Here is a 9,126-nt window from a genome sequence, read left to right as displayed (position 1 = left end):
TGGCCCTGGCCGTCTTCCTGCTCAAGATCCTCGACCCGCATACCTTCGTCCGTGACCGCCCCGACCGGGCCAGCCCGCGGGCCACGAAGAAGGCCGGCGACTTCCCCGCCCGCAAAGATCAACCCAGTGTCGTCCACGTCACCCGCCGCATCCAACTCCACTGCCTCCGACAGCGGTCACCGACCTAACGCAAGGCCATTGGGCGGTGGGGCGGGTCCCGGCCAGGGAGTCCACGTGTCTCGGTCGTCCGCTGCGGAGGTCGCCGGGAGCGCGTCGCAGACACTGTTCGCCGCGATCACCACTCTGCGCGCACCGGCCCCGGACGGTGGCGGTTCGCTCCGGCCCGAGAGCGGCGCCCGACTGCGTGCGTTCGTGGCCGCCCTCGAGCGTGCGCACCCGGCCGCGCAGCCCGTGACCCTGGTCGTTCTCGACGCCGGGGCGCTCGGCCCGGGGATCGAGGAGTGGTTGCGCCGACGATTGCGTGTCGACGCGGCGCCGTCCGACGTCCACTGGCGCGCCTACGCGGAATGGACACTGCGGTCACGGGATCTCGACCCGACCGATGTCGCCGACCTCCGCGAGCGGTTGCATGCCTGGGCGCACCGGCCGACGCCCGTGGTTCGCGTGGGCGAAGAAATGGGGCCAGACTAATGAATCAGGTGAGCGGCGCCTTGACGTGCCGGCCACCGGCCTGCGTCAGACGCCCTACTTCCACCCGGACATGGCTGCCGTGATGGGCGCCCAGCTTGCCGCCGCGGACGCCCTCCTGCTGGGCCGCCGCACCTATGAGGAGTTCGTCGGCTACGGGCCGCAGCAGAGCGTTGGGGACAACCCGATGACCGCGCGGATGAACGCCATCCCGAAGCTCGTCGCCTCCACCACGCTCGACACGGTCAGCCGGGAGAACTCGGTACGGGTGGGCGGCGACCTGGCCGCCGCGCTGACCCGACGACGGCAGCAGGGCGAGAACGTCCAGGTCACCGGCAGTCGGGCTCTCCGTCTTGCTGCCGACGGGGCTCGGTGTGGCGGCCGCGGGGCCGACGCCGTCGTGCAGGTGCGGCCGCGCGGAACGCGCTGAAACCGAGGACGCGCGAGGGCCCTGCCGGGCGCGGCGGCCGGGGGGTGGGGAACGAGTCAGATCAGCAGCCGACCCCACCGGCTCGCCAGTCCGGGGAGCCCGGCCATGTTCAGGCACCGCCACAATGTGACGGCAACCGAGTCCAACGCCGCGAGACCGGTCTGGGCCTCGACGTGCTCGACGATCGGTGCCCCGTAGAGGTTGGTGCACAGATAGATCAGGGCCTCGGGAGCACCGGGCCCGCCCCCGTCCGCCAGCTCGAGCGACGGGAGCAGAAGTTCCTCCGGACGCACGCGGGCGAACGACTCGTTCACGTCGAGTCCGAGGTGATGCTCACCCACCACCCGGATGCCCTCTGCTGCGTACCGCTCGATGATCGCGGCGTTGACGTCACCCGTGTACGGGCTGACCAGGCCCACACGAGTCAGGCCGAACTGGGTGAACGTGTCCAGGTAGGCCAGCGTAGACGTCGTCGCCGGCACACCGGTGGCCTGCGTGATGCGCTCGACCATGTTGCGGTCGTGCTCCGTTCCGAGCCACGATCCCGCGGTGCCGTTCCACGCGATGACGTCAACGTCGGCGGTCCGCAGCAACTCGGCAGCGTTCAGCATCGTCGAGTGGTCGAACTGGCTGTCGGCGTCGCCGTCCAGCGCGATGCGCGTCACCTCGATTCGGGTGAAGTGGACGGTCACGTCCTCCCGGTCGCCCAGGATCCGGTAGGTCTGCGGTTCCAGGCACGTGTTCGAGGACGGGACGATCATTCCCAACCGCGTGGGGCGACCCATCAGACGAGCACCTCCGCCCGTGCGGACCCCTGCTCGCTCACGCCGCGCCGCGGCACGAACCGGCCCACCGAGCCTGGGTCGACGAACACCCCGTCGTCCAGGACCACGCGGCCCGCCGAGACGACGGTGGAGGGCCACCCGACGAGCTCGACGCCGTCGAAGGGGGAGAAGTCCGTGCCCATGTGCAGGCTCGCGCCGTCGACCGTGCGCGCCTCGTCGGGGTCGAAGAGGACGAGATCGGCGTCGTAGCCCACCGCTACGACCCCCTTCGTGTCCAGCCCGTTGATGCCGGCCGGGGCGGTGGCGAACAGCTCGACGAACCGCTCGACGCTGAGTCTCCGCGAGCGCACCAGGGTGGTGAACGCCGCCGGCATGCGGGTCTCGACGCCCGGGAGTCCGTGCGGCATTTTTCGCACGTCGTCGCTGCGCTGGCGCTTCTGGGAGAGGTCGTAGCACGAGTGGTCCGAGGAGATGGTGTCCACGTGCCCCCACGCCACGCGGTCAAGTAGGCCCTCCACCGAGGCCCGGGGGCGCATCGGCGGGCAACACGCGAACTTCTCCGGGGCGGGTGAGGCGTAGACACTCTCGTCCAACCCGAGGTAGTGCGGGCACGTCTCAGAATACGCGGACTGGCCCTGGGCGCGGGCCTGCCGGACCGCGTCGACCGCCTCCGGGGTCGTCTGGTGCACGAAGTACACGGGCGCCCCCGTGTACTGTGCCATCGCCAGGACCTCGCGCACTGAGGAGTCCTCGGAGATTGTCGGCCGCGTCTCGTGCAGGTGCGAGACGGACAGCTGGTGGTTGTGGGCGCAGGTCGCGACGCGGTCCTCAATGATCGCGTCGTGCTCGGAGTGGATGTAGGTCAGCCCGTCGAGGCGGACCATCTCCTTCATGACGTTGACGATGGTGTCGTCGTCGGCCATCGTCGTGCCGCGGTTGGTCGTGTAGAGCTTGACCGAGCGGATGCCGTGCTGGGCCATCCACTCGAGCTGCGCCGGCACTGTCTCGTGCCAGGCTACGACCGCGCCGTGCAGCGCGACGTCGCAGCGGGCGCCCTCCAGCAGGGCCAATTTGTTCTCGACGGCGGCCCGCGGGGTCTCTTCAGGGGTGGCCGGGATGCCGAAGTCGATGATTGTCGTCGTCCCGCCGTGGAGGGCCGCGGTCGTGGCGACCTGGAAGGTGTCGAGCGACTTGTACGAGCCGGTGATTTGCTCGACATGGCAGTGCCCGTCGACGCCGCCGGGAATGAGCAGGTTGCCAGTGGCGTCGATCGTCCGGCGGCTGGCGGGCAGATCCCGGGTACCGGTGTGGTACAGCCCGGCGATCACGCCGTCGGCGACGCCGACGTGGCAGTGGGTCCTCCCGCCGGCGTTGACGACGGTGGCGTTGGTGATGAGCAGGTCTAGTGGCATGAGGATTGATTCCTGGTCGGGGGTGTGGTCGTGCGGGTCACCGGTGACCCGGACGACCCGTATGGTTCAGACCGGCTGGTAGCTGCCGGGCGAGCAGGTTGGCCAGCTCGATGGAGAGCCCGGCGTTGGCCTTGACCGGAGGCGCGGCGAAGCTGCCCCTGTGGTGGGCGCCGGGAGCCAGGCGGACGAGGATCTCCGCCTGCGCGACGCCGGCCGAGATTCCGTCCACGACCGGCACCGGGATCTCCGCCGCTACCTCCCGCGCGAGCCCGGCGAGCGGCGCCCCGGCGAGGATGACGACGTCGGCGCCGTCCTGGTCTACCACCTCGTTGGCGAGCCGGACGAGGTCCTGGCGGAAGTCCTGCTGCACCGACCCGATCCCGCGCAGCGGGTTCCGCAGCGAGCGGATCGAGGCGAGCCGGGACTCCAGCCCGTTGCGCTGGACGCACTCGCGGTACCAGGCGGTGATCCGCTCGGAGATCGCGACGATCGAGAAACACACCCCCAGCAAAGAGGCCGTCGCAAGCGCCGCCTCGGTGATCCCGACGACAGGGACCTCGACGAGCTCCTTGAGGGCCGGCATCCCGGGATCGCCGAAGGCTGCGACCACGATCGCGTCTGCGTTGTCGGCATCCTCGGCGATGATCTGGGAGACGGCGGGCGCGGCGAGGAGCGACTCGAGGCGAGTCTCGATGTATTCGACACCCGAGTGGGCGGTCCGCACGGTGATCTCGGTCCCCGGCGCAGCGGCCCGGAGAGCCTCGGCGCGAATGAGCGCCGAGACCTCGTCGCTGATGTTGGGATTTATGACGAGCAGCTTCATGACGCTCCTCAGACCGGCAGACGGCGGCTGTAGTCGAGCACGACGACGGAGATGGCCATGACGACGCCCGCGCCGACGAAGTAGGCCAGCGCCCAGGCGTACCCGCCGGTGGCGCCGACGATGACGCCGATAACGATCGGGGTGACGAAGCCGTTGATGTTGCCGCTGAGGTTCATGGCACCGCCGAGGATGCCGGCGTTCTTCCGGCCGCCGAGCGTGGCGGGGATGCTCCAGAAGAGCCCGACCCAACGCAGAAAGAACAGCACCACGGAGAGGAGGGCGACGGCGGCGATGGAGCTGTCCACGAAGATCACGCTGACCAGCCCGGCGACGACGATGAGGCTCGAGGTGCCGAGGAGGGTGCGCATTACGAGGTTGGCAGGGGCGCCGCGGGCGCGCCAGCCGTCCGCGAGGTAGCCACCCAGGAGCTCACCGACGAACCCAGAACCGAAGATCAGGAAGGTGCCCCAGCCGACCTCGGCGAGGTCGAAGCCCTTGGACTCCGAGAGGTACAGCGGACCCCAGGTGAGCAGACCGTAGAACACGCCGTTGAACCCGAGCCAGCCGAAGCACATCGCCCAGAAGGAGCGGAACTTCAGGTATGGGGCCAGCCCGCTCCGACCGGGGGAGACCGCCTCGGCCGCGACGCGGTCCTCCGCCGCATGGGAGGCCTCGATGAACGCGGCCTCGGCCTCGTTCACCGCCTTGTGCTCGCGCGGGTTGTCCCGGATGTAGCGCCAGGCCAGGAAGCCGAAAAGGGCGGTGGCAATGCCGGCGGCGATGAAGGCGCCGCGCCAGCTCCCGGTCCAGGCGATCAGGGCCGTGATGACGATGCCGCCGATGCCGGCTCCCAGGGGAGCGCCGGCGTCGAGGATCGTCGCCCCGCGGCCCCGCTCGTGGGAGGCCATCCACGTGGCGTTGAGCTTGCCGCCAGACGGCATGATCGCCGCCTCGGTGACGCCGATCGCCGCGCGGGCGGTGAAGAGGCTGGCGAAGTTCCAAGCCAGTCCGGAGGCGGCGGTGGCAACGCCCCAGCCCACCGTGGACGCCGTCGCCATCTTGCGGGGGCCGAGCTTGTCTACGAGCCATCCGCCGGGGATCTGCATGGCCGCGTAGGCGAAGAAGAAGGCCGACAAGAGCAGGCCGGTCGCCTCGGACGAGAGGTCGAACTCGTCCTTGATCAGCGGCATCGCCACCGAGATCGAGCCCCGGTCGATGTAGTTCAGGGTGACGAGGGCGAGCAGCAGGACGAACAGCTTCCAGCGCACGCGGGTGGGCTTGCGGTCAAGGGTCAGCGGTGCGCCGCCCCCGCCGGTACTTGAGCCGGTGGAAACGACTGGATCATTGACGGCCATGTCTGGCTCCTTCGAGCAGGCTGGGAGGACGCATCGGCGCGGCCCACGGCTGTCTCGCCCGGTACCGGCACTGGCATTTGGGATCCCAAGCGGTACCGTAGAGACCGCTCAGTAGGGGTGTCAATGGGTGCACGGGAGCGAGAGGCGGGTTGAACACGACGTTGACAAGAGGTCGGCTGCCGTCGTTGTCGCCGTTGCGGGCGGTGGTGGTGCCATCGGCGGTGCGTCACCTGTCCCGGCCGCACGCCTGTGGGGTCGCGCGCCCAGCGATAGTCAAGACCTGTGGATGGAGATCCTTTAGGCGGCTTCGGGCTGAGGGTGTTCGTCGGGTCGTTCGACGAGTTTGCCGGCCATGAAGCGGGCCCCGGGCCGGACGAGCGCGACGAGGTGAGGCGCGTTCAGCGCGCCAGCGGTTCTGCGCGGCCTGGATGAGCTTGAACGCCACCGCAGGCCTGCATCTCGCGAGAGCCCAGGCCCCTGGTGATCTTTGTCTGGTGCCGTACGGTCGCGAGTGGATTCGATCGGTTGGTCGTGCGGAGGTGGATCCAGTGCTCGGCGAGGACGGTGACGATCTCGTGAAACCAGCAGCGTTGTTCTCTGGCCTGCGGTAACACCTCACGTAGCGCGCCCATAACTCGAGCCCGCCGTCCCCCATCGCGGGGATCGGGCCGCGCATCCCGCGCCGTGCGCAGTCGCGCAGCGAATCCGTCCCCAGGGCTCGGTCGACTCCCAGTAGCCCTCGGTGAGTGCGACGAGTTCCTTGCGGCCGTCGGCGCGGACACCGATCATGACCGTACCGCGCCGGCGCTGGTGAGGACCTCGCGCGGCTGAGGTGAGCCGTTGCGCACCACGAGCCGGCGGTCGTTGTCGTCGCGCTCGGCGATGCACTGGGCGATTTCGGCGTCGACCTCGGCCTGCAACGCTTCAGTCAGCGCCCGGCGGGCGCCATCGCGGATGATCTGGTCGGTCAACGACCTCGCCGCCGGGGGCGTGGTCATCGCGGCCGTCGGGCTCCTCTGGAACTATACTGAGGGCAGGGACGTACCTTCCCGGCCAGCGTTGGCGTGCCGATCTTGCTTGAGGGCTTGCGAATCACCGGAAGGATACGACCCCTTCGCCATCCACAGGTTCAAGCACTGCTCTCGCCCGCCGGGTCCCGGCGTCAGCCGAACAGGTAGGCGAGGGTGCGCCGACGGTAAGACAAAACATGCGCACGGGCGGCCTCGGCCGCCCGTGCGGGCTCCCCTGCCTCAATGGCGGAGCACAGCTCGTCGTGCTCGGAACTGAGGCGTTCGAAGTCGGGGATCTGCCGGAACAGCCAGTGAAGGCGGCCCAGCAGCGGTTCCAGCATGCTCTGGAGCAACGCGTTGTCCGAAAGCGCGATGATTTCGTCGTGGAATTTTGAGTTGGCCGAGTGGGCGGCGTCGAGTTCGCCGCGGGAGATGGCTTCCTGCGATTCGTTAACGTATTGGCGTAGCTTGTTGGGGACATTGTCGGCGACCCGCGCGGCGGCCAGCCGGACCGCGAGCACCTCGAGCGCCTCTCGGATGTCGAAGAGCTCGACGACGTCGCGCTCGGTGAGGGTCTTCACCACGATGCCGCGAGAGGGAAGGTTCTCGACTAGGCCTTCGTTCTGCAGCACTCGTAGGGCCTCGCGCACCGGCAGTCGGGAGACATCGAACCGCTCGGCGAGCTCGCGCTCCACGAGTCGCGTGCCCGGGGCGAAAGAGCCGGAAAAAATGCGTGATCGTATCTCGTCGCCGACGATGTCGCGAAGCGGTTTCTGGTTTCGATACAACTTGCTAGACGGCGTGGCCACCGGCCTCACACTTCCTTAATCCTCACTATTAATTGCAAACGAACTCGTAGCCCTGCTGCGATGGGTGTCGTCAAGACAACCCAGAGAACCAGAGGACCACGAGCCTTCAATCAGCATACGGGCTCCCAGGGCGACGCCGCGAGCACGATCTTCAGCATGTCCGACTGCCGCGTCTCGACCTGCCCAACGAGCGGGCGCCGCATCCTGATCGAGTCGACCTACCCGCCCGGTATCCGAGTGCGGGGTTCTCGCCGACGAGGGTCCAGTCGTGCGGGCTCCAACGCGCGCCGGCGCTTGTGGGTGGTGCCGGTGGCGGCGAGCGCGGCGACGAAGTTACGGGAGCGGTAGCAGGAGCCGTTGTCGGTCAGGACCCGTTCGATGTGCGGGATGCCCTGGCGGGCAAACCAGGCCGCGGCTCGGGCCCAGAACGCGGCCGCGGTCTCCTTGCGTTCGTCGGGAAGGATCTCGGTGTAGGCCAGCCTCGAGTGGTCATCGAGGGCGGTATGGAGGTAGCCGTAGCCGAGTTTGGCGCGAGGGCCGGTGCGGTTGTTGGCTACCGGGGCGCTGCGGGTGCTGTTGCGTGTCCCGGCGGCCCGGCCGTGGATCTTGTGGCCGCCGCCGTCGGGGATGTTGCCCAGCTTCTTGATGTCGACGTGGACCAGCTCGCCGGGCCGGTCGCGTTCGTAGCGGCGCACCGGTTCGCGCACCACCCTGCCGGTGGCGCGGTCGAGGTCGGCCAGCCGCGCGACCCGGTAGCGGCGCAGTAGGCGGTTTGGCGGGGCGTGCTCGACCGACATCAGCACGGCTCCTCCCTGCTCCCCGGGCTTGCGAACGCGATCCTGTCGTGGCGCCTGCCCCGCCGGTGCGCGCTCCTCGACGAGGTCGTCAGCGGGCCGAGCACGATTCCCCACATCCCATGCCCGCCGGCGGCGAACACCCGCCGCGAGCTGACGAGCCGGAGACGTGGGGCGTGACGGCGTTCGCCGTCGCATCGCGATGGCCGTGCTGACCTACCCCGCCCGGTCCGGGCTGGGCTGCCCGTACCCCGCACCACAGACCGCGTCCGCTTTGGCGGACATCAGCGTGTTGATGAACGTGGTCAACATCGAACGCAGCAAATCCGGCGACGCGGACGCCAACTGCTCGTGCAGGAACCGGGTGGGGTCGATACTGGAGGGAGCGGTCATCGCGTGGTTCTCCTGTCGGACTGTGGAAGGTCTTCCAGAAGATCACGCGGTGGTCGCCCTACTCGTCTACGCCACGCCCCTCAACAGGGCCTGCCGTACACCACTCTGCTGCACGCCACTGATGGCTGCCGAGGCCCGTTGGCATCACGGCGCCTTGGGGAAGTGGCCAAAGATTTACGCGCCCGCCAGGATCGTCGCGAGCGATGCGACGGCGAACGCCGTCACGCCGCTGGTGATGCCCGCGGTCTCCCCGTCCGGGCGGGGGATCGGGGGGTACGAGCGCGGCGTCGCGTCAGTGCGACGGTAGGGGCGGCCAGGGCCAGGGCCAGGAGCGATAACGAGGTCCGAAAGGGTGTCACGGGCTGGCCGGGTCGTATAAGTGGGAGCACCGCGTTCAGCAGAGATGCACCGGCCGTGCGGTCCCAGGCCAGTAGAGTCGGGCAGAAGAGTGCGCTCCGGTTGGAGTCCTGGTCTGCCGGGTGCCCCCAGGCGTGTCATGCGATTGTGCGAGGACCTGGATTCCGCAGCTAACGTGTGATCCCTGGGCTCAGCCGGTTGAAGCATTTGATCTTGTGAGTTCGGTGGGACAGGATGCCCGCCGTGCGCGCGATGTTGATGTTGTCGGATCGGGAGGAGATCTCCCGGGGCCTGGCCGAGGGCCTGCAGT

General features: G+C 68.9%; 10 protein-coding genes and 2 pseudogenes. 3 read left to right on the top strand and 9 right to left on the bottom strand.

Going from position 1 to position 9,126, the window contains the following annotated elements; genetic code table 11:
- From KME75_RS36930 to KME75_RS36920, 3 genes are all read left to right on the top strand, one after another.
- The coding region (locus KME75_RS36930) for a hypothetical protein (protein WP_219419590.1) at window positions 1-188 on the top strand (188 nt) is incomplete at its 5' end.
- A 184-nt stretch (window positions 189-372) separates the two neighbouring features.
- Complete coding sequence (locus KME75_RS36925) at window positions 373-651, top strand: hypothetical protein (protein ID WP_219419589.1); 279 nt, start codon at window positions 373-375, stop codon at window positions 649-651.
- 25 nt (window positions 652-676) lie between these two features.
- The gene (locus KME75_RS36920; RefSeq protein WP_219419588.1) at window positions 677-1,078 is read left to right on the top strand and encodes a dihydrofolate reductase family protein; all 402 of its coding nucleotides are present in this window, start codon (window positions 677-679) and stop codon (window positions 1,076-1,078) included.
- A 56-nt stretch (window positions 1,079-1,134) separates the two neighbouring features.
- Here the strand turns inward: KME75_RS36920 and KME75_RS36915 are convergent, their stop codons facing one another.
- The 9 genes and pseudogenes from KME75_RS36915 to KME75_RS44325 all read right to left on the bottom strand — a co-directional run.
- Window positions 1,135-1,863: a maleate cis-trans isomerase family protein gene (locus tag KME75_RS36915; protein ID WP_219419587.1), complete on the bottom strand. Its 729-nt coding sequence runs from the start codon at window positions 1,861-1,863 to the stop codon at window positions 1,135-1,137.
- Window positions 1,863-3,275: a dihydroorotase gene (locus KME75_RS36910; protein WP_219419586.1), complete on the bottom strand. Its 1,413-nt coding sequence runs from the start codon at window positions 3,273-3,275 to the stop codon at window positions 1,863-1,865. Before KME75_RS36910 ends, KME75_RS36915 begins: the two co-directional genes overlap by 1 nt.
- Window positions 3,276-3,312: 37 nt before the next feature.
- The gene (locus tag KME75_RS36905; RefSeq protein WP_219419585.1) at window positions 3,313-4,098 is read right to left on the bottom strand and encodes an aspartate/glutamate racemase family protein; all 786 of its coding nucleotides are present in this window, start codon (window positions 4,096-4,098) and stop codon (window positions 3,313-3,315) included.
- Window positions 4,099-4,106: 8 nt separating this feature from the next.
- Entirely contained in the window at window positions 4,107-5,453 is a 1,347-nt protein-coding gene (locus KME75_RS36900) for an MFS transporter (RefSeq protein ID WP_219419584.1), read from the bottom strand.
- A 297-nt stretch (window positions 5,454-5,750) separates the two neighbouring features.
- Window positions 5,751-6,245, bottom strand: a pseudogene (locus KME75_RS36895) (transposase); the annotation flags it as partial.
- Entirely contained in the window at window positions 6,239-6,451 is a 213-nt protein-coding gene (locus KME75_RS47485; RefSeq protein ID WP_443690192.1) for a hypothetical protein, read from the bottom strand. The pseudogene KME75_RS36895 and the gene KME75_RS47485, both read right to left, overlap by 7 nt.
- Window positions 6,452-6,615: 164 nt before the next feature.
- On the bottom strand, window positions 6,616-7,272 hold the full coding sequence (locus tag KME75_RS36890; RefSeq protein ID WP_219419583.1) for a GntR family transcriptional regulator: 657 nt from the start codon (window positions 7,270-7,272) through the stop codon (window positions 6,616-6,618).
- 218 nt (window positions 7,273-7,490) lie between these two features.
- On the bottom strand, window positions 7,491-8,069 hold the full coding sequence (locus KME75_RS36885) for a DDE-type integrase/transposase/recombinase (RefSeq protein ID WP_219419582.1): 579 nt from the start codon (window positions 8,067-8,069) through the stop codon (window positions 7,491-7,493).
- Between the two features lie 222 nt (window positions 8,070-8,291).
- Window positions 8,292-8,459 (bottom strand): annotated as a pseudogene (locus tag KME75_RS44325) (IS256 family transposase); the annotation flags it as partial.
- Between the last annotated feature and the right edge of the window lie 667 nt (window positions 8,460-9,126).

Origin of the sequence: Pseudonocardia nigra (assembly GCF_019396355.1) — a bacterium.
Classification (GTDB): domain Bacteria; phylum Actinomycetota; class Actinomycetes; order Mycobacteriales; family Pseudonocardiaceae; genus Pseudonocardia; species Pseudonocardia nigra.
This window is presented reverse-complemented; position numbering and strand designations above follow the sequence as displayed.